Consider the following 19,976-nt stretch of genomic DNA (forward strand, 5'->3'; position numbering starts at 1 on the left):
CTTTCTTTGCGGAAAGAAAAAACAGGGACACAAACTCCAGAGTTTTCGTCACTGTTTCTTCTTTACGTGTTTTCAAATTTTTCGATCCAAGTACTTGTTCGGCTCAGCCATGAGCGGAATAAATATTAGATTAATCAGTAAGAATAATAATAGGGTATTTTGGAATCGGTGTCAAGGGGTAAAATCTAACAACTAAATAGATAGATAATTAGCTAATATTAAACAAATTATTTCTTTCTATAATATTTAGCTGCATCCTCTGGAGGAACTGAATTTATAATCAATCCAGCATCTAATTCCACACCAGCCCAAACACTATCTCGTGGTTCAATTTTGATACAGAAATGTTGATGCTTATTAGAAACAGATTGACGACAGGTATAATTATAGGCCAAGCCTAATTTTTTTAATTTTTCTAGAATCATTTTCAAAACCTTTGCCAGAGCTAACACCTCGGATTTAGAAAGCTTAGTTAGATTGTCTACCTGGCGTTTAGTAAAGACCCAAACTTCATAATGAAAAGCACTGGCATATGGTGTAAAGGCGACTATGTGTTGATCCTCATACACTCTTCGTGAAGTTTTTATTTCTTTTTTTATTAAGTCACCATAAAAATGACTACGATTTTTTTTATGATACTCTTCAAGTAACCTAAACTCCTCTACAGCTTCAGGTGGTAAAAAATTTGATGCAAAAATTTGTGAGTGTTCATGTTGGATTGAAGCTCCAGCTGAAGCACCTTCATTCTTAAAGCAAAGAATATAATCTATTTTTGGCAAGGCCATCAATGCTTTAATTCTTCGTGAATACATTGTCAGTAATCTAACAAAATGTTCTATCGGTAAATCTGATAAGCGAATCGATGGGTCAGGGACTTCAATAATTACTTCCTGAGTTCCATAGGCTTTTTTGTTATTCAACGCTACCGCTGGAAATAAATTTTTTAAAACAATGATCTGATCTTTTCCTCGACCAATTGAATCTATAATTTTTTCTTTTTTTAAATGGTCAGAGGTAAAGGGACTAATTGGACTAACTACTACACTGGTTTCTTTAATCTGCTTCGGTAGCTTTGAACGACGCGGTGCAATGATCACGTATTTATCCATCAAATAATCTTTTCTAATTTCTGATTTTTTTAATTTTTAAATAATCGCGCATTTTGAAAAAATCAAGTTTAAGCGACACAAAAACAAGGATATCGCCGAAAAAAAAAAGGCAAAAAAAGAAAGACAAACTCTCTGGTTCCGACACAAAGACAAAAGTAGAGATAAACAATATAGAACGACCCCAAACCAACTTCCCTTTACTAAGCTAAAAAGGGCCCCAAGAAAGACCAAAAAAAAGCAAGAACACCAGGAGGAACAAGCCAACGCATAAAATTCTAACTTCTCCACTTCGCATCCTCCAACTTAATACTCAGCAACTTTGAAACCCCGTCATCTTGCATTGCTACGCCATATAAAACCGCTGCTCGCAACATTGAAGCTCGATTATGAGTAATAACTATAAACTGAGTTTTATGAGACAAGTCATCAAGAATTTTTGCTAATCGTTCTGAGTTAGCTTCATCCAAAGCAGCATCAACTTCATCAAGCACCACAAAAGGCGAAGGATTAGCACTAATAATGGCACAAATTAAAGCAATCGCCGTTAAGGCGCGTTCACCTCCGGACAACATAGTAATTGACTTAATTTTCTTTCCAGGAGGGGTAGCCTGAATTTCAATACCTGCTAAACCAGTGGCATTATATTTTTGTAAAAACTTAATCCGCTTTAATTTCTGTACAACAATGGTAATATTTTCTGTATTCTCATCTGACTTGGTAGCCCCGCCAGTTTGCTTTGAAGATATAATTTCTTCATCTTCTTCATCGGTCATCACTTTAATAATTTTAGCTACTCCGCCATTGAACAAAATTTTAAAATATTCTTCAAATTTTTGTGAAATCACTTTAAACTCTTTATCAAACCGTTCCTTAATAGTTGCATCAAGCTCTTCAATAACTTTTTCTAAAGAAGCTCCAGTACTTAATAAATCATTTACTTGGTTAGACAAAAAATCAAAGCGTTCTTTGGTTGTAATATATTCACTTTCTATTTCTGGATCAATTCCACCAATCAAATCCAATTGACGCTTTAACTGATTAATTTTTTCTTGAACAGCAAAACGATCAATTTCATCATTTTGTCGATGATCTCGAACTTCTTTTAAGCCACCGAGATTTTGCCTAATTTCAACTTCCAAATCTTCAAGTTTTGTTTCCTGTCTGGCTGATTCAATTTTACTATCATTCAACTCACTCGTTAAACGGTTAACTTCTGTTTGTAAATTCTGATTTTCATTTTGCAAAGAAAATAATTTTTGACGCTGACTTTCCTGATCACTTGTGAATCGCCCTAATTGATCTTTTATTTTTTTTATCTCTGTCTCTAGATTTTCTACTATTTCCTCAACGCTCTTTCGCTCAACAGGTGATGAGTCACCTCCATCAGCTTTTAATTTTGAATTAGTTAAAGTTTTTTCTTTAATTATTTCCGCCAAACTAATCCGTCCTAAACGTAATCGTTCTTCGGCAATCGTTAAAGCCTGACTTGATAAGCGTAGTTGTTCTAAAATACTTTCTTTCTGGCTAGTAATAGCTAGAAGTGAAGTCTGGGTTTGTTTGGACAAAGAAATACCAAGACTTGTTGCCAATTCATGCAATTGCGTAAATTCATGGCGAATGTCTCTAATGGCCGCTTTTATACCCTCAATATCATCAAGTTGCTCAGCAGTCTCAAGCATGTCTAATGACCTTTTTAAACGATTTTTTAAATCATTAATTCGGCCATCAGATTGTGCTCCGTCATCTTGGCCCAAAGATGTATGTAGGATTTCTATTTCTCTTGTTAAGCGATTTTTTTCAGTTTCTAATTTTTTCACTTCTTGTTGATAGTCGGCAACCGATTTTTCTAGAGCTAAAATCTCTGTCTCTAATCGATTTTCCTCACGCTCAAGTTCAGTAGCTCGTCGTTTAAAAAACGATAAATCAAACTTTCCTTCACTTTCAAATTTTAATTCTAAGCGTGCATCAATTTTTGCCATCTCGGCCATGGCTTTCTCTTTGGCTGATTGTTTGTTTGATAATTCGGTCTGCAACCGATCAAATTCTTGACTTACTCCGGCTTGGCGTTGCAAAGCAACTAGCTCAGTATTTAAAAGAGCCAATTTTTTATCTTTAGATACTTTATTTTTTTCTAACTCTAATAATTTTTCATTTGCCTGTTTAAAACGGTCATGTATTTCATGCCAAACTGTTCGATAATACATTAATTGTAACTCACGTAATTCTACCTCAACTTCACCACGTTTTTTTAAGCGCCCAACTTGACGAGTTAAATGATTAAGGCGCGGCTCAATTTCACCAAGTAACATTTCTGCTTGACCAAGGTGTTCAAGACTGGCTCGTAATTTATTTAATGAATCATCACGCTTAATTTGAAATTGTTTTACACCAGTGGCTTCATCAAAAAATTCTTTACGTTCTGACAAAGACGTATTTAAAAATCCTTCCACCATTCCTTGACCAATGACACTATATGTTTTTTGTCCGACATTTGCTTTTGCTAAAAGAATCTGAACATCAATCAAACGTGCCTTGGCATTATTAATTAAGTATTCACTTTCACCATCACGATATAATCTGCGAGTTAAAACCAACTCAGAGTAATCAATAGCTGCCTTGCCATCACTGTTATTTAAAAACAAAGATACCTCAGCCATGCCAAGTTTACCTTTTTTATCTGATCCAGAAAAAATAACATCTTCGGATTTTTTACCCCGAAGTGTTTTCATACTTTGTTCTCCAAGTGCCCAGCGAACAGCATCAGCAATATTGGATTTGCCTGAACCGTTTGGACCAACGACAGCTGTTAGGCCACGGCGATCACCCTCAATTAAGCCTGGGAAAATAAGTGTATTTTTTGTCGCAAAGGATTTGAACCCCTGAATTTCCAGTTTTTCTAAATGCATAATCTTATCTTCTCAGTATACTGTATTTTTCCAAAAACCAAAAACAACCGCGGGGACGGTTGTTTAAGATTTATAAGAGTGTACTGATTATGCTGATTTTTTATATATTGAAGTTTTTTTAGCAACTCTAATAGGTCGATCTGATGATAGTCCCTTATCATATGGTTGTCTTGCACGCTTCCCATCATCATCTACCTCATAGCGCATTCCTGCTTTGTTAAAATAATTATCATCAGAAAAAGAATCGTCATCCTTTATGTCCGATATTTTTGGGTCATTAACATCATATTCATTATTACCATATTCTTCATATTCTCCGACATTCTCATATTCATTTCTATTACCAAGATATTCATCCTCTTCATCCTTCTTATCTTTTTTGCCATTATCAATATCTTCATCTTCTTCATCGTCTTCGTCTTTTTCTTCATCTTCAAACTCGTCTTGTAAAGGTCTATCATCAGGTATACCAGCTAATATATCATACGAGTTAGTAAATTTATTATTATCACTATTGTAAGGGTCATTAAGATCCTCATGTTCTTCTATATATTCATCGTAATGCTCTGTGCGCGTATCTTTGTTTAAATTTTTATTTATTTCTCTAGAACGAATTCGGCTTGAAGGCCAATCTAGAGAATTTCTTTCAATTCCCATATATTTTTTTGTTATGTTTATTAATTATTAATGTTATTAAAAAATAATTTTATAACTAACTTCTTTTAATGTATTATGCGACAAAACTACTTATCTAATTTTAGTAATTTACTTATATCAGTATACGCGCCATTAGACAGTGTATAACCGACAAGAGGTTTTTTGGTTACTCTTTCCTTTATTATTTCTCTAACACCTGAGAGCGTTTCTTGTTCTCTCTCCAATGTATTCTCCAACGACTTAATATTATATTTATCATTCAGACTTTCTTTTTTAAAATTTTCATTTAACATTTCTAGGTCATTAAATTTATTCTTAAGTTCAGAAATTTCTTTGTTAGCGTTTGCTAAACTTTCTTTATATACGTCACTTTCTTCAACTTTTTCCAAAGCATCTTTAGGAGTTAGATTTTTGGTTTTCAAAAGAAAATTCAATTCTGCCAGTTCGGAGGCGGTTTTCTCCAGTAGTATGTTTCTTTTTTGTATTTCTTCAGCATTCTCTATTAACTTAATTTTCTCAGCTACTACCTTTCCAAGAGGCGTTATGTACTGAACAAAAATCACTCCATCATCAAACTCAAAATCTTCTAATGTATCAATCGACTCTTTTGTTTGACAAATAACATCATCAATAACAATGTTTTTTTCTCCATTCCTTACCTTCGAAGCAATTACCGCTACTCTATCTGATTTCTTGTCAGTAACAATTTTATCCACTGAAACAAAAGTATTTTTCCATTCACCGGTTTTGCCATACATATTACCTACAATAACACTTCTTTCAGTTCTTTTGCCCGTCTTATCACTCACAACTGCTACCGTTTTGTTATTCATATCAAATTTCTCAATGTCAAATGGGTTATCATTTCTTTGATCCTCGGTATCTTTTGACGGTAGCATGTCCTTTTCTGAAAGTATCCATTTTACATCATCAATATACAAAGAATTTAAATACTGTTCCGAAGTACTGACAATAGCAGCTACATGACCCTGCTTAGCTTTTAATGATCCAATTGACCTAAATGTATTGCTCCATGGTCTATTATTAACAATTACAGAATTCACATCTTTTCTATACTTTGTTTCATCATTATTAGTTGCAAAAGCAACCTTAATAGCATCTGGATCATCCAGATCAAAAGCTACTCTATGCCCATTCCAATATATTTTTTGACCATTTAAAGATTCCCATTGTTTACCATTAACCAATATATCATCTCTATGGTGAAAAGACTGTGTACGACAAGTTATTAACGGATATTCTTCCTCTAAATTTTTAGTATTAAAGAATTGATACTCATATTCATGTTCATATTGATCATTCTTCTGAATCGTACCAACCCTCATGCGAACTTCGGACACATCTGGATTAAGTGTTTTCCCTATTTGACAACCTTCAATTCTTTCATATCCCTGCAATACTTTCCCGTCGGCTTTTATTGAATAAGTGCCGTCATCATTTTTCTCAATGTTTATTATTGGATGGTGCCTTGGATCTACTATTTCACTTGAAAAAGGTTTTTCTATTATTTCTTCTTGCTCAAAGGTTACTCCTTCGGTTTTAATATGGTTCATATATATTATTTAATAAATCTTCTTAACATCTGTCCCAGTATAAAAATACCTCAAGACATTCTGCCAGGTCTGCCCCTCATTAATCATCATTAAAGCTCCTCGGGCAGACAAACCAACTCCGTGGCCATATAAATTCTTTCCTGCATCTTGCAACACAATCACACTTTTTAACCAAGGCATAACGGTTGATCCCCAGACTTCGGTCCAATCACGAGTACGGCCATCTGAGTTTGAAAAATATGGGGTAATTACTGGTTTACTATTATAAGTAACTACTACGCCCCGAGTGGCCAGAACTGCTTCTGTTAAACCTGTTAAACGTAATTCAGAATTATAACCGCGATACACTTGATCATAGACTGAATCAACATGGAAATGATCACTTGCATGTTTTGTTGAGCCATCTGGAACACCAAAAGCAACACCTCTAAAATAATGGTATAGAGCATAACTTCGAGCAATTGTGGCCATTACTTTTTGAAACTCAACTGGTGAAGCATTGGTTGTTTCGGCTAAGCCTTTAACATAATCTTCAATCGGTAATTCATTTATTAACCAGACAACTTTAGCTGGTTCTGTATATCGATACTCAATAATATTTCGAAAACGATTATCTTGAGGTCTTTGTCCAACACGATAGTCTAGAAGAGTTACAATTCCATTGCTAGTTTTAGGAACTAAGCGTATATGACTATTTGAAAAACGAGTTATGGCCGGGGTTACAACTGTATATTGTTTTTGGGTTGAATTATAGGAAACTGTAATAACAGTGCCCGCCGACAAGTCAGAAAATAATATTTGATTTGCACTATAGATATCAAATATCTGATCAACAGTTAGCCGTTGCGGAGCTTGAGTTGAAAATAAACCAACTCGTAATGTTGGTTGATTAATCAACATACTATTGGAAACAATACCATTACCAGCACTAGTTTCATTACGATTTGTATTACAATCGCTATAGGCTGATGTATTCTCAGATGCAGTTGCAATACACAAAGAAGCTGAGCTTACGTTATTTACAGCTGGAACTGCTACCACGGGTGGAACCGTGGTAGCAGACAAGGAAGCGGGAGTTATAGAAGGTGAAGAAACTGGAGAAATTGAAGCTGGCTTAGAAGTAGTAATAAAAAAACGAACCAAAGATCCGGGAATTGGACGATTATCAAAAACTAACTGAAAATTTTCTTGAATTGTTCCTTCGGTATCAATCGGAGCTTTAACAGGAAAAGAAACAGTGACTGATTCACCTGGCTTAACATTTTTAGTTAGAGAAGTAGGTTGATAAAATTTTTTCCAAGATGTAGTTTGAACTTTTGAAAATGTTTTTAAATAAGGACCGGTCTCAAAGCTAACTTCTGCTGGCTTCCAAGTAGACTTACCTGTATTCTTAAAAATAATCTGCAGAGTTTTTTCTTCCCCAGAGTACATATTTATGAATTGTGTATCTTTGAAAACTTGAGCTTGATATGGAACAGAAACTGTGGCTGCTTTGGCGGTTGGAATACTAAAAAATGATCGAGCAATATATGCTGTATCAAGAACTCTTTCAGTTTGTGAAGAACCTGTTGCTTCCTTTGCTTCGAGTGAAGCAACAATAACTCGTAAAGCAACAGCACAACTTGCAACAATAAAAAAAGCAATGGAAATACTAATAATAAGCCCAGACCAGCTGAGCTCCTGTTCCATTGCTTTCTTTCTTAGAAGTGTATATGACTTCCACCCAAAAGAATGTGAAGATGCATGAGAAGAAACTGAAGACATATTTTAATTTTTGTTTTTTATTTATATAAGCTTTATGCCCACATAAATACTACTCACTTTTCTATCAATATTTTTAAGTTTAGCATATTTTTGAGCAAAAGTCAATGGAAATGAACACAATTTGTGTACAGTTCCAATAATATTATTATTTTAAAAAATAAAAAGGTGACTGATGTTCTAGTCACCTTTGAGGTTGCATACCTAACTCTTTAAGTTTTCTTAAATGGGATATGCAAGCTGCAATGAAGCTTGATTTTTCATTATATTGATATCCAAAGTTATTTGGATTATTCGATGTTCCTTGTATAGCTTCTTTAATTTTAGAAGCTATTTTTTTGTAGTGCACATGTGACATCGTCGGATAGAGATGATGCTCAACCTGACAATTTAAACCACCAATAAACCAGCTAAAGAATTTGGTAGTTTTAAAATTACAGGTTGTTCGTATTTGATGAACATATGCATGAGCATCAATATTACTTCCTTCTGTTACTTCCGGATGTTGTTCAAGCCCCTCAACTACGTGAGCAGTTTGAAAAATAAAAGAAATAAGTATGCTTGAGAAATAGTGAACTGAAAAAAACCCAAGCAATACTTGCCACCATGAATAATCAGTAATAAGGATAGGCAATACTATTGCAACGAACAAATAGACAATTTTCAGGAAGGATACTTTTAAAATTTCCCACCCCAAAGTAAATGAATATTGTTTGGGTAATTGTTCTTTATCATATTGCAACATTTTTCCAATTTCTCCGAAAAATCTTCCAAGAGTTAGAAATCCATAGAAAAAAGGCGCAACTATATGCTGAAATCTATGAATTTTACGCAAAGGACTGTTTTCTGAAAATCTCAGAAACCATGGTGGTTCTATATCTTCATCCAAATCATGGATATTAGTATATCTATGATGGTAATAATTATGCTGAATTTTCCAATTCAACAAATTATCACCTTGCAGATAAATTGTTCGACTCATAAGCCAGTTGACCCATTTATTTTCGGAAAATGCCCCGTGAGCGGCATCGTGCATTATGTTTAAGGCACTACCAACTTTTCCAAAGCCCAGAATAGCTAAGAGTAAAACTGCCACCCAACCACTCGGAGAATATATTACAAGTAGACAGAAAGGAACAATATAGAGAAAGAGCATAATGAAAGCTTTTACTCTTAACTCAGTATTTCCCTTCAATGATGGAATGGTAGATTTATAATTTTGGATTACGTGATCAAGGTTATTTTTTAATTTAATAGCCTTATCATCGCCACCGATAAATTTAGGGGATGATTGATTTATTTTTGTCATTTTTCTTCTATTTATGTTAAAGGACTATTTTCATCATAGCACTATCTCAGAATTTCTAATATATTAAAAAACTGAGCCTTGAGCCCAGCCAAAATATCAAACTTGTATTAACAAAAATTATCAAACTGTACCACTGCCACAAATCGCAATCGCCAAAGCGTCAGCAGCATCATCTGGTTTTGGGATATCCTCTAATCGAAGTAACATTTGCACCATTCGTTGTACCTGATCTTTGGCAGCACTGCCATACGATGAGACTGCTTGCTTTACTTGATTTGGAGTAAATTCAATCATAGGAATTCCAGCTTGTTCAATCGCTAATAACACTACTCCCCGAGCCTGACCAACCACCATTGCCGTTTTTACATTCTTTGAAAAAAATAATTCTTCAACACAGACTACAGCTGGTGAATGTTTCTTCAAAATCTTTTGAACACTGGAATATACTATAACTAATCGTTCTGACAAAGAAAGTTTTGAGTCGGTTTTAATTGAACCATATTCTAAGCAAATTAATTTTCCATTCTCTTTTTTAATAACACCAAAACCAGTGTCAGCAATTCCTGGGTCAAAACCGATAATAGTGTTCATAAAGTTATAATGTTCAAAAGTTATAAAGCATGTCCCCGGTAGGCGGGGATCCGGTGTTCTTAAAGTTAAAAAGTTAAAAGTTCATAAAGTTATAAGGTAAAAAATTTTAGGAAGGGAGTAAATCGTTACTTTACTTTATAACATTATAACCTTACAAACTTTCTAACTACAATTTGTATAATACTCACTGACATCTTCATCGGCTTCCAGAGCTTCAATAAATGTATTTACTTTTTCCTGATCACTATCAGATAAAGTAACTTTTTCTTTGGCAACATATTCAATCTCGGCTGATGAAGTTGATAATTTTTTAGTCTCCAACCATTTTTTTACTTGCGCAAAATGATCAGGCTTTGTATAGATAACTATGCCTTCATCTTCAAAAATGGCATCTTCAAATCCAACATCAATTCCCTCAAGAATAAAGGTATCCCACTCAAGTCCGCTGGCATCCCAAACATCTTTAGCAATCATAATCAGACCTTTCTGTTCAAAATTCCAAAGCACTGCACCAAGTGATCCACCAAACTTTGAAAAGGTATGACGTATTGTGGCCGCAGCGCGGTTACGACTATCTGTTAATACTTTTACCACAAATTGAGTCTGGGCTGGACCAATCCCTTCATATATTAATTCTTCAATTGGTCCCCCGCCACCTTCGCCAGTTCCACGTTTAATTGCCCGTTCAATATTATCCTTGGGCATATTTGCTTCACGAGCCTTATCAATCGCTAGTCGTAACTGAAAATTAATTTCTGGGTCACCACCCTTGCGAGCGGCAATGGAAATTAGGTTACTGACCTTAGTAAAAATAGTGCCACGTTTTGCATCAACGACTGCTTTTGCTCTTTTAGTTGTTGCCCATTTTGAGTGTCCTGACATATATTCTAATCTATTTTAGATAGTAGGATTATACAAGATACGGAGTAAAAAGCAAAACTTCAAAACATTAACATATACAATTGTTCAGTAGCTCTAAATACAGCTATTTCATTAAATTACTCCACAAGGTCACAAGTCCAAAGCCCAAAAAGAGAAGAAAAATAACTATCATAACTATTTTACGCCACATAGCCGGACGAAATTCTTTGGCCAGTTCTTTATGATTTAAATAATAGACCAGGGCAATATGAACAATCATTGCCCAAGCGTTTATTATTGCCCCAAGAATTATTAATTCTTTAGGTTCTTTAAAATCAAGTAAGAACAATAGTATGCCAAAGGCGATTTGTGACCATAGAAAAAAATAATAAATTTTACTTAAATTAATTTTCTTTTTCTTGTGTTTATTAATTTCAATTAAGGCGGTATTTTCTGACATTATTCGTGACGTTGAATCAAGAACCCCCAGTTGAGTTTGGGAAAGCAATAAACCAACTAGCAACAAGAACATCACTCCAAATGGCGAACCAAGCACCATCGCAATATGCTGACTTTGATTTTGTATAAAGGCAATACCTTCACTATTATCAGTAATACCAAAGGTTGAAGCATAGGCTAGCATCATTAATAAAGCCATAGCTACAAAACCAAGAACACCAAAAACCAAACCATGCTCCAAGTTAATCCGCTTCCACCAACTTTTATAATTTTTTATATTCTGTGGCGTACTATTAAATTTCTCACCTTCTAATTTTATTTCAGCATCAGTTTTTTGTTGATGAAATAATCCGCTAATTTTTTGACTATAAGCTCCCATACCATAGCCTTTTTCTTTAATATAAATAGATTGGGCTAAATTCAAATTTCCACCAGCACCGGAATAAGCAAAAGCAGCCAGAAAAGTTGCAAGACTAATGCCTTCGGGGATAAAGCGATAGCCTGGTCCAAAACCTTGCAACCCTTTCCAAAATTCTACAATATTTTCAAATCTGATTATCATTAAAACCAAAAATAACAAAATAAAAACTGAAAATAAAATAATTACTTTGGTTATTTTTTCCATTAAACCATAAATAGATTTACCCGCACTCAATATCAAACCAAACAAAATTAATAAACCAATTGCTAACCACTTAAATTCTTCAAACCCAAAAGCAAAAGAAAGACTTTTGGCTGCTGCCGCAATAATACCCGGCAAACCAAAACCAATAAAAGTTGAGGCAATAAACCAGTACGTTGCTTTTGGCAGATGGCGATGTAAACCAACAAAAACACTTTCACCTCGGACCAAAGCATAGCGTTCAATTTCCATATTAATAAAATACTGGCACATCAAACCAATCATAGCCGCCCAAACAATACCCAGGCCATAATTAGCTGTTAAATATGGCCATAGAATTAACTCACCTGAACCAAGGCCAAAGGCCAAAATAATAAAACTAGGGCCAATAATTTTTTTAAAAATAATTGGCTTTGGAAAGAGTTTAGTCGGGTTAGGCTTAGGCATAAAGAAAAATAATTGTTATACTAAAATTATAACATATCTCTGTATATTCACTCCTAGACTATGAATTTTTTTCAAGCTATTATTCTTGGGATTATTGAAGGATTAACTGAGTTTTTACCAATTTCTTCAACCGCCCATCTTATTATTGCTAATCGCTTATTAGCCATCTCAATCACTGACTTTGTAAAAAGTTTTGATATTATTATTCAACTGGGAGCAATCTTGGCTGTGGTAGTTCTATATGCTCGACGATTATTGTTAGATCGTCCGACCTTACAAAAAATAATTGTCGCCTTTATTCCAACAGCCATTATTGGTTTCTTTTTGTATCCCTTTATTAAAAATAACTTGTTAGAAAATATTCCTCTTATGGCCTATGCCTTGATCATTGGAGGAATTATAATGATTATTTTTGAATACAAAAAACCAACCCAAAAATTAGAAAAACATATTTCTTATTATAGAGCGTTACTAATTGGTTTTTTTCAATCTTTGGCCATCATTCCTGGTGTGTCACGTGCCGGAGCAACTATAATTGGTGGACAGTCACTTGGTATCAGCCGAAAAACGATTGTTGAATTTTCTTTTTTGCTAGCCATCCCAACCATGATTGCTGCCAGTGGGCTTGATGTAATAAAAAGTGATTTTAAGTTTACAACTTACGAATGGAGCTTACTTGCCGTTGGCTTTGTAACTGCTTTTATAACTGCCTTATTAGCCGTTCGCTTTTTTCTTCGTTATATAGAAAAACATTCTTTCTCTGCTTTTGGATGGTATAGAATAATTATTGGTTTGTTAATTTTATTTCTTTTGATGTAAAAATTTGTTGATTTTTCAAAAAAAATTAGCCCGATCTCTTCTAAAGACCGGGCTTTGCTCATATTTCAATTACTTCACATATTATATCGATCAATTTATTTTGATCAGCTACAATGTTTTTTTTACTTATAGAAGGCAGATTATTAGCGAGACTGCCATTTCCTAAAAGAGTAATAACACGCTGACCTGAACATAGCTTCTGACCAAACCAGTCATTACCATCATCTGAATTAACCAATGTTTTACAGCAGATGATAATATCATATAACTTTTTTGATAGTTCATTTTCCGCCTCTTCTAAAGTTTCAGAAAAGGCACCTTCAAAAATCTTATAAGGAAGTAATATATCCTCAATAATTTCCAGCCACTCTTCATTCTCATCAATTACCAAAATAGATATCTTCTTTCCTTTTCCCAGTTCAATTCTGACATACCAAGATAGAAACTGATTCAACACTGAATCAATATGTGGATTTTCCGAACAGCTTTCTGTAATAATTCTATGTGCGGTTGTTCGAAATGATTCAACTGATGCATCAGTACCGGAGAAGTTTATATATAATGAATATATTAATGAGAAAGCCTCGTTAAGATTCTTATCTGGAAAACCAATAAAAGCTACTAAATAATCACCATATAAAAAGCTACGTCCAAAATTATTAACAACCACACCTCCGTTAGATCTATGATCTAACGCTCTGAGTATTGATTCACTAATCAGCTGATTAACTTCTGAAAGATATTGAAGTTTATTACTCTTTGGAATTAGCCCAATGGGCTCAGTAATTAAAGTAAGCTGACTGAGATTAAATACAGAGAGAAAGCCACCCTTAATACCTTGTAATGGATTATTCGGCAGTTCCGAAATAATCTTAAAAAGTCTTTTTATAGCTCTTCCGTTTCGAAAATAAATAGATTGACAAGGATCCATTCCCCCTCCTTTTTGATTTTTATTTTTTTTACTGTTTAACTATTATATGGACAATTATTTTATAAGGCAAGGCTTTAGTCCGGAGTATAGACAAACCTTTGACAAACACCTTTGTATTTGCTATAAATATAATCTAGGCATTAACATCCCGTGCTGCCAAAAAGGCGGCTTTTTTATATGAAAAATCTAAGAAACATCGCAATTATCGCTCACGTTGACCATGGTAAAACTACCTTGGTTGATGCTTTGCTCAAACAATCAGAAACCCGTCTTAATAAAGAAACGGCTGATTCAACCTTGATTATGGACTCCAATGAATTGGAACGTGAACGAGGAATCACTATTTTTTCCAAAAATGCTTCTGTTGTCTATAAAGGCACAAAAATTAATATTATTGACACCCCTGGTCACGCCGACTTTGGTGGTGAAGTTGAACGTGTCTTAAAAATGGCTGACGGTTGTTTGTTATTAATTGATGCCAAAGAAGGTCCAATGCCTCAAACTCGATTTGTCTTAAAAAAAGCTTTGGCTCTTGGACTTCGTGTTATTGTCGTTGTAAACAAAATTGACAAACCAGGTGCTCGCACTGATTTTGCTTTAAATAAAACTTTTGATTTATTTGTTGAACTTGGTGCAACGGATGAAATTATTGATTTTCCAATTATCTACGCATCAGCAAAAAATGGTTTAGCTGGCGAATCAGATAATCTAAGCGACATGAAAGATATCACTCCAGTCTTTGAAATGATTCTAAAGCATATTCCCGAACCAGTTGGTGATGCCAGTAAGCCTTTACAAATGTTAGTCACCACAATTTCTGGTGATTCATTTAAGGGACGACTTGCAACCGGAATTTTATTTAATGGAAAAATAAAGATGGGCCAACAAATTACCCGAATTAAACATGATGGCACAACCACCAATCATCGTTTAGTATCTTTGATGACGTATCAAGGCCTTGAACGAGTTGACACTGAAGATGCACACGTTGGTGACATCATCGCAATTTCTGGAATTGCTGATATTAATATTGGCGAAACAATTGCTGATCCAAACAACCCCGAAGCACTGCCAATTCTTACAATTGAAGAACCAACAGTTCAGATGGTATTCACAGTTAATGATTCACCCTTTGCTGGCAAAGAAGGAAAGTTTTCTACTTCACGTCAAATTCGTGAACGATTAATGAATGAATTGGAAAATGATATGGCCTTGCGAGTTGAAGATCATTCATCTGGTGGTTGGGTAGTTTCTGGTCGTGGTGAATTACACTTAGCAATTTTGATTGAACGCTTGCGACGTGAAGGTTTTGAATTTCAAGTTTCTCGCCCACAAGTAATTACAAAAAATATTGAGGGCAGAACTCATGTTCCTTTTGAACAAGTCTTTATTGAAGTGCCGGAGGAATATTCTGGTACTGTCATACAAAAACTTGGAAGTCGTCATGCGGAAATGAAAGATATGCGCAAAGAAGGGATCACAGTTTTTCTAGAATTTATTATGCCAACTCGTGGTTTGTTTGGGTATCGCAGTGAATTTTTATCAGATACTCGCGGACTTGGATTAATTAACGCTAGCTTTCTTGACTATCGTCAGGATAGTGCGCAGTGGCCAGAGCGTGATCGCGGATCCTTGGTCGCTTTTGAAACCGGCACTTCAAATTTATATGGCTTGTTAAACGTTCAAGGACGAGGAACACTATTCTTTGGGCCTGGTATTCCAGTCTATAAAGGCCAGGTTATTGGACAAAATGCTCGTAGTGAAGATATTGAAGTTAATATTTGTAAAGCTAAACAATTGTCTAACATGCGCTCAAAGGGTGAAGGTGTCAGCGAACATTTCAAAGCTCCAAAAACTATGGACCTTGAAGAGTCTTTGGAATATATTGGCGATGATGAATTAGTTGAAGTAACTCCATTAAATATTAGAATACGAAAAATGACTCTTGATAAGGCATTAGCTCGAAAAAAAGAATTAGGGATTAAATAAAGTTGAAAGTAATGATGTTGTAAAGTTCAAAAAGTGAAATGATATACTTGAGTCATAATTATTAAAAATTATTTCAAATAAAAAACGGCCGGACTACTAGAGTCTGGCCGAGTTAAGATTAAGAAATTTATTTTTTTGTGTAAAGTTCGCGATACACACTTTGCACCGCGACACAAAGACTATTTACAAGCACCTTTGTTTGAAATTTAGGTGGACCTTTTGGGGTTCCAGTTGCGATTAAGTGATCACAACAATACCAAAATTCACCCTTTTTCTTGATCACTTCCATAATTCTTGGGTGACTAACTGGAAAATCCGAACCGGGTCTTCTCTTTACACCCATCATTTCATTGCCTTTTATTTTTTGCCCATAAAATACCATAACCTCTGCACCTCTTGCAAAAGCAAGATCACAAATCTCAAAAGGAGCATCGGTCATTTTAATACATACCGGGCTTTTTTTATCCGGAAGTAATGAAACTACCCGAGAGGAGTACATCTCCTTGGCTCTTATTTTCTGTTTTGCAATCTTTATTTGAGCGAGAAAAGGGAGTGCATAATGGGCAATTAAATCTTTCTGACCTTCATGACCATATCGTCTCAAATAAGATTTAACACCTTGTATCTGTGATTCTAAACTACCGGTTCTTAAAATATCCATATAATCTTGTGCAAAAGAAAGGTTACCCATATAATCACCGGCCAAGGTTTTTAATACGTCGCCAGTAGAATCAAATGTATCAACGTAACAAATGAAATCAGCTAAAGCTTCATTCATCTCCTTTGGTGCATATTTTGACATCACGCTATTGAAAGCTGAGTAAGTTTTCCCTTCAATAATCTCTCCTTTTATTCCTCTCCCTCCGGCATGAATATCAACAGCGATATTATTAGGTTTCATACCTTTACCATCCCAATTTGCTGGCTTAAGAACAATAACATCACGCCAATCTGAGTTTTGGAAAAATTTTATTAAATCCTTTATTCCTAGAAAAAAATAAATAATTGCTAAAGTTGAAAATATTGAATCTATATCCGGATCCTCATGAGAAATTATTATTACTTTTTTATCTCTCTTTTCCATTTTCTAGGCCTCCTCTGGCCTTGTTTTGTTTATGTTATTTAATAGTTATTCAAAACCAAAGAAACCAATTGTTACATATGGCCTTAAATAACTATTAAATAATGCTTTTTAACGAGCAAATTAATTTAGTATTATAGCATATATAGAATAAAATGTCAATGTTTTGAGGTAATATGCTCATATTTTGATGATTTTGTAAGAAAAATAGAAGAAATTAAGCTCCCCAGAATTGAACTCCCCACCCTCAGGGGCGAGGTTTTCTTGGTACTAATAAAAACAACAAAACCCAATGTTTTGCTGTTTTAAAGTCTTAAATGTATGCTTTCTATCTATCCCTCACCTAATTCTGTTTCAACCTGCTCCCACATACTCATTAATTGATCCTCAATAAACTCAATATTCTCATCATCATCAATTTTGCCACGTTCATTAAAATAATCAATTGTTTCTTCAACAAGCTGTTTATAGGCATCACGATTATAGGCTGCTTGTTCTCGCAACTTTACCAGGACTAATTCAAAGATTTCTTGAGCTAATGGTTCCATAGATTTTAATTTCACCCTATTTATACTCCTAAAAAAGCTAACTGTCAATGCTACCTTTACTTTTCTTAATGAAAATGCTAGTATTCATACATATTATTAATAAATTATTCAGTTATGCCTAATAAAAAATCAGCAGAAAAAGAACTGCGAAAAAGTATCAAGCGTGCGGTTAAAAATGCAAAAGTTAAAGATACAATTAATCTCTTAACAAAGAAAACTAAGAAAGCAATTTCAGCTTCAGAAGATGTTGCCAAGGATCTTTTGAAAGAAACAATGACTGCTATTGATAAAGCAGCTAAGACTGGTTTAATTAAAAAGAATACTCGCGACCGAAAAAAGTCCAGACTTCATAAAAAATTAAACGCCATGATTAAGGGGAAAAAATAACACTAGTGTCGTGCCTACTTCTTGTCATGCAGACAAATACAAGATCTCGTTTTTTTACCCGATGTAAATAAAACTTACATAAAAAAATCGTCTAGTCACTTGACTGGGCGATTTTTTTCTATAAACTCACCAAGACAACAGGCAACAACTCCTCCAACTTACCCTGCCCTGTCTTTGATTTAAAATCTAGATCAATTAAACGATTAATTGCATTTTGCAAACTAATCAAATTAAACTTTCTGACCTGATTAATACTTTTTTCTAAAACATAGGGATGCAAACCAAGCGACTTAGCTAACTCTTTTGAAGTCTTGCCACTATCAAGCCCCTGACGAACAGAAGCCAAGGTCTTAAATTGCCAAAGCATCATAGTCAGTAAATAGTGAGGATGAGCACCACCAATTATTTGCTCATTAAATAATTTCACAGCTAGACTTGCTTGTCGATTTCCCAAAGCATCAGTTAAAGAAAAAATTCCGTCAATTAATGATTGACTAACCATTTCTTTAACCATCTCATCAGTGATAGTTGCTTCCTCTTTTCCCGACGCCAGTGCATAGGCAGAGAGTTTATTTATTTCTTGTGATAATAACCAGAGATCTGTTCCAACCAACCCAGTTAATAATTGCAGTGTGGAATTTGAAATCCGGACACCGTTTTTTTTAATCATAGTGAGTAATAATTTTGTCAGATCACTACCAGACAATACATCAAAAAATTGCACAAACTGACTTTTTACCAAATAATCAAATAACTTTTTTTCTATTTTATTTAACGGCAATGTCTTGTTATCTGCTCCTGGCTTCATTATTAAATTTTTTCCGGCAATTTTCTTTTCAACAAAGTTTGGCTCATAGATAACCAAAATATTTTCATTGTTTTTTTCTTTTTGTAAAAACTCTCCTAGCTCTTCTAATATCTCAACTTGCTTATTATTCATAATATTAGACAGGGTAATAAAGCGACGCTTTGAAAAAAGCGAGGCAGGTCGATAGAGGGTTGAGAGTTCATCAATTGTCGTTTTTGCTCCATCAATCGAAACCACACTGGAACCGGTTGGATCCACTTCTTTGATAAACTTTTCCCGTAATTCGTTGATTTTTTGCTTAGCCCGGAAGTCATCAGGACCATAGAGAAAGATAATCATATCCTCACACTATACCTTAATTAGCCTGGCTTTTCCAGTCTACATACTATATCTAAGATACACTGTATAAATAAATTTTTACTCAACTAATTATGATTTAAACAGCAAAAAAATAACCTTCTTTGACAAAATAATTAAATTGATTTAACCTAAGAAAAAATCACTCAACCTTAAAAAAATGGAGATTCAAAATGAAAACAATCATTATTCTGGTTCTTTGTCTTGTCAGTTCTGTTCCAGTGGCACAATCAGTGGCACAAAAAATTTTATTTTTTAAAGTTACAAGTAATAGCTCTACAATCAAATATGAAGGTGACAAGGAATATTTCAACCATTCTTACAAAGGTTTATATTTGAACGAAAATGAAACGGATAACCTCATAGAATATGTTGACTATGATGGTTACCAAAAACATTATATTAGCTTGGTATTTGATAACCTAATCTATGTCATTAAATTTAATGATTTCAAAGAAGATGATGAGGGCTGGAATGTCATAGAAAAAGCTAGTATTGCTATAATAAATTGGCCTGGAACAAAATATGAAAGAAATATTTTTCAAACTTTGACTTCAGGAAAAATTAGATTTAATCAAAAAAAATCATCAATCTTCTTCAAGGAAACACTTTTTGAAGAGGATATAAGCCGAAAAATATGAGAAGCTTTAAAACCTTATTGTCTGATCCAAAGGACAATAAGGTTTTTTATTTGCGAAAAGAAAGCCTGGCCGATAATAGGGAAATTTTATTACCATAATTTCAAAAGAGATGCTATGAT

At 34.3% G+C, this 19,976-nt stretch carries 17 protein-coding genes; 4 read left to right on the top strand and 13 right to left on the bottom strand.

What is annotated here, in order from left to right; genetic code table 11:
* Nucleotides 1–227: 227 nt before the first annotated feature.
* From IPN41_04225 to IPN41_04265, 9 genes are all read right to left on the bottom strand, one after another.
* The gene (locus IPN41_04225; GenBank protein ID QQS60288.1) at nt 228–1,112 is read right to left on the bottom strand and encodes a DUF4931 domain-containing protein; all 885 of its coding nucleotides are present in this window, start codon (nt 1,110–1,112) and stop codon (nt 228–230) included.
* Between the two features lie 272 nt (nt 1,113–1,384).
* The gene (locus tag IPN41_04230) at nt 1,385–4,015 is read right to left on the bottom strand and encodes an AAA family ATPase (protein QQS60289.1); all 2,631 of its coding nucleotides are present in this window, start codon (nt 4,013–4,015) and stop codon (nt 1,385–1,387) included.
* 87 nt (nt 4,016–4,102) lie between these two features.
* A complete protein-coding gene (locus tag IPN41_04235) occupies nt 4,103–4,672 on the bottom strand; it encodes a hypothetical protein (GenBank protein QQS60290.1) in 570 nt (189 codons plus the stop codon).
* An 86-nt stretch (nt 4,673–4,758) separates the two neighbouring features.
* Entirely contained in the window at nt 4,759–6,246 is a 1,488-nt protein-coding gene (locus IPN41_04240; GenBank protein ID QQS60291.1) for a hypothetical protein, read from the bottom strand.
* A 9-nt stretch (nt 6,247–6,255) separates the two neighbouring features.
* Nucleotides 6,256–8,010 (bottom strand): hypothetical protein, encoded by a 1,755-nt coding sequence (locus tag IPN41_04245; GenBank protein QQS60292.1) that lies wholly within the window; start codon nt 8,008–8,010, stop codon nt 6,256–6,258.
* 181 nt (nt 8,011–8,191) lie between these two features.
* The gene (locus IPN41_04250) at nt 8,192–9,316 is read right to left on the bottom strand and encodes an acyl-CoA desaturase (GenBank protein ID QQS60293.1); all 1,125 of its coding nucleotides are present in this window, start codon (nt 9,314–9,316) and stop codon (nt 8,192–8,194) included.
* A 120-nt stretch (nt 9,317–9,436) separates the two neighbouring features.
* Complete coding sequence (gene ruvC, locus IPN41_04255; GenBank protein QQS60294.1) at nt 9,437–9,907, bottom strand: crossover junction endodeoxyribonuclease RuvC; 471 nt, start codon at nt 9,905–9,907, stop codon at nt 9,437–9,439.
* Nucleotides 9,908–10,069: 162 nt separating this feature from the next.
* Nucleotides 10,070–10,789: a YebC/PmpR family DNA-binding transcriptional regulator gene (locus IPN41_04260; GenBank protein ID QQS60295.1), complete on the bottom strand. Its 720-nt coding sequence runs from the start codon at nt 10,787–10,789 to the stop codon at nt 10,070–10,072.
* A gap of 103 nt (nt 10,790–10,892) precedes the next feature.
* Nucleotides 10,893–12,296, bottom strand: a complete 1,404-nt coding sequence (locus IPN41_04265) for an Nramp family divalent metal transporter (protein ID QQS60296.1) — start codon at nt 12,294–12,296, stop codon at nt 10,893–10,895.
* Nucleotides 12,297–12,356: 60 nt separating this feature from the next.
* On the opposite strand from IPN41_04265, the gene IPN41_04270 reads away from it, so the two are divergent.
* On the top strand, nt 12,357–13,115 hold the full coding sequence (locus IPN41_04270) for an undecaprenyl-diphosphate phosphatase (protein QQS60297.1): 759 nt from the start codon (nt 12,357–12,359) through the stop codon (nt 13,113–13,115).
* A gap of 58 nt (nt 13,116–13,173) precedes the next feature.
* Here the strand turns inward: IPN41_04270 and IPN41_04275 are convergent, their stop codons facing one another.
* Nucleotides 13,174–14,046, bottom strand: coding sequence for a hypothetical protein (locus IPN41_04275; GenBank protein ID QQS60298.1), 873 nt, complete (start codon nt 14,044–14,046; stop codon nt 13,174–13,176).
* Nucleotides 14,047–14,223: 177 nt separating this feature from the next.
* Here IPN41_04275 and typA point away from each other — a divergent pair, with 177 nt between their 5' ends.
* On the top strand, nt 14,224–16,035 hold the full coding sequence (gene typA / locus IPN41_04280) for a translational GTPase TypA (GenBank protein ID QQS60299.1): 1,812 nt from the start codon (nt 14,224–14,226) through the stop codon (nt 16,033–16,035).
* A gap of 127 nt (nt 16,036–16,162) precedes the next feature.
* Here typA and IPN41_04285 read toward each other — a convergent pair whose 3' ends face one another.
* Nucleotides 16,163–17,119 (bottom strand): DHH family phosphoesterase, encoded by a 957-nt coding sequence (locus IPN41_04285; protein ID QQS60300.1) that lies wholly within the window; start codon nt 17,117–17,119, stop codon nt 16,163–16,165.
* 329 nt (nt 17,120–17,448) lie between these two features.
* Nucleotides 17,449–17,664 (bottom strand): hypothetical protein, encoded by a 216-nt coding sequence (locus tag IPN41_04290; protein QQS60301.1) that lies wholly within the window; start codon nt 17,662–17,664, stop codon nt 17,449–17,451.
* 114 nt (nt 17,665–17,778) lie between these two features.
* On the opposite strand from IPN41_04290, the gene rpsT reads away from it, so the two are divergent.
* Nucleotides 17,779–18,051 carry a 30S ribosomal protein S20 gene (rpsT, locus tag IPN41_04295; protein QQS60302.1) on the top strand — a complete coding sequence of 91 codons (273 nt, stop codon included), beginning with the start codon at nt 17,779–17,781 and terminating at the stop codon, nt 18,049–18,051.
* 118 nt (nt 18,052–18,169) lie between these two features.
* Here rpsT and holA read toward each other — a convergent pair whose 3' ends face one another.
* Nucleotides 18,170–19,198 (bottom strand): DNA polymerase III subunit delta, encoded by a 1,029-nt coding sequence (holA, locus tag IPN41_04300; GenBank protein ID QQS60303.1) that lies wholly within the window; start codon nt 19,196–19,198, stop codon nt 18,170–18,172.
* Between the two features lie 191 nt (nt 19,199–19,389).
* On the opposite strand from holA, the gene IPN41_04305 reads away from it, so the two are divergent.
* On the top strand, nt 19,390–19,857 hold the full coding sequence (locus tag IPN41_04305; protein QQS60304.1) for a hypothetical protein: 468 nt from the start codon (nt 19,390–19,392) through the stop codon (nt 19,855–19,857).
* Nucleotides 19,858–19,976 lie beyond the last annotated feature (119 nt).

The organism is Candidatus Falkowbacteria bacterium (genome assembly GCA_016699775.1).
GTDB classification, from domain to species: Bacteria; Patescibacteriota; Patescibacteriia; order Patescibacteriales; family Patescibacteriaceae; genus Patescibacterium; species Patescibacterium danicum.

Coding starts and splice junctions, on each gene's coding strand:
- IPN41_04230 (QQS60289.1), bottom strand. CDS start 4,015: ATGCATTTAGAAAAACTGGAAATTCAGGGGTTCAAATCCTTTGCGACA.
- IPN41_04235 (QQS60290.1), bottom strand. CDS start 4,672: ATGGGAATTGAAAGAAATTCTCTAGATTGGCCTTCAAGCCGAATTCGT.
- IPN41_04240 (QQS60291.1), bottom strand. CDS start 6,246: ATGAACCATATTAAAACCGAAGGAGTAACCTTTGAGCAAGAAGAAATA.
- IPN41_04245 (QQS60292.1), bottom strand. CDS start 8,010: ATGTCTTCAGTTTCTTCTCATGCATCTTCACATTCTTTTGGGTGGAAG.
- IPN41_04250 (QQS60293.1), bottom strand. CDS start 9,316: ATGACAAAAATAAATCAATCATCCCCTAAATTTATCGGTGGCGATGAT.
- ruvC (QQS60294.1), bottom strand. CDS start 9,907: ATGAACACTATTATCGGTTTTGACCCAGGAATTGCTGACACTGGTTTT.
- IPN41_04260 (QQS60295.1), bottom strand. CDS start 10,789: ATGTCAGGACACTCAAAATGGGCAACAACTAAAAGAGCAAAAGCAGTC.
- IPN41_04265 (QQS60296.1), bottom strand. CDS start 12,296: ATGCCTAAGCCTAACCCGACTAAACTCTTTCCAAAGCCAATTATTTTT.
- IPN41_04270 (QQS60297.1), top strand. CDS start 12,357: ATGAATTTTTTTCAAGCTATTATTCTTGGGATTATTGAAGGATTAACT.
- IPN41_04275 (QQS60298.1), bottom strand. CDS start 14,046: ATGGATCCTTGTCAATCTATTTATTTTCGAAACGGAAGAGCTATAAAA.
- typA (QQS60299.1), top strand. CDS start 14,224: ATGAAAAATCTAAGAAACATCGCAATTATCGCTCACGTTGACCATGGT.
- IPN41_04285 (QQS60300.1), bottom strand. CDS start 17,119: ATGGAAAAGAGAGATAAAAAAGTAATAATAATTTCTCATGAGGATCCG.
- IPN41_04290 (QQS60301.1), bottom strand. CDS start 17,664: ATGGAACCATTAGCTCAAGAAATCTTTGAATTAGTCCTGGTAAAGTTG.
- rpsT (QQS60302.1), top strand. CDS start 17,779: ATGCCTAATAAAAAATCAGCAGAAAAAGAACTGCGAAAAAGTATCAAG.
- holA (QQS60303.1), bottom strand. CDS start 19,198: ATGATTATCTTTCTCTATGGTCCTGATGACTTCCGGGCTAAGCAAAAA.
- IPN41_04305 (QQS60304.1), top strand. CDS start 19,390: ATGAAAACAATCATTATTCTGGTTCTTTGTCTTGTCAGTTCTGTTCCA.